Source organism: Vibrio sp. 1288 (assembly GCF_033344475.1).
The window spans coordinates 1-626 of the sequence record NZ_JAWPOX010000704.1 but is presented as its reverse complement, the minus strand read 5'-3'; the positions used below and the strand labels follow the sequence as shown (position 1 = coordinate 626).

General features: G+C 49.8%; 1 protein-coding gene. It reads left to right on the top strand.

Features of this window, described 5'->3' with window-relative positions; genetic code table 11:
• Positions 1 to 626 (top strand): RQC domain-containing protein (locus tag R8O11_RS28885; protein WP_318195080.1); only part of this gene is annotated, 626 nt, incomplete at both ends.

The window sequence follows — 626 nt, the reverse complement described above, 5'->3', positions numbered from 1 at the left end:
TTGGCTACGCCGCATGCTGGATGAAAAAGACGATGGACCGCAAAAGCAAGTAGAAAGCCATAAACTTAATGCGATGAGTGCCTTTGCAGAAGCGCAAACCTGTCGTCGTCAGGTTCTGCTCAACTACTTTGGTGAATACCGCGAGAAGCCTTGTGGTAACTGCGATATCTGCCTCGATCCACCCAAACATTTTGATGCGACAGAAGAAGCGCGAAAAGCGTTGTCGTGTGTTTACCGCGTTAACCAAAGCTTTGGTATGACGTATGTGGTTGAGGTGCTGCGTGGTATGCAAAATATCCGCGTGCGTGAACATGGCCACGATAAGATCTCTACATACGGCATTGGCCGCGATCACAGCCATGATTACTGGGTGAGTATCTTCCGCCAGTTAATCCACAAAGGACTGTTGTTTCAAAACATCACCCGAAACTCGACGTTGCAACTGACCGAGGAAGCTCGACCATTATTGCGCAGGGATGTGTCGCTCGAGCTAGCGGTTCCTCGTTTGGATACCGCAGCACGCGCTGCGAAGTCGGACAAACTGACCAGCAAAAACTACGATAAGAAGCTGTTTGCGAAATTACGCAAGCTGCGTAAGTCGATTGCCGATGAGGATGGCTTACCAC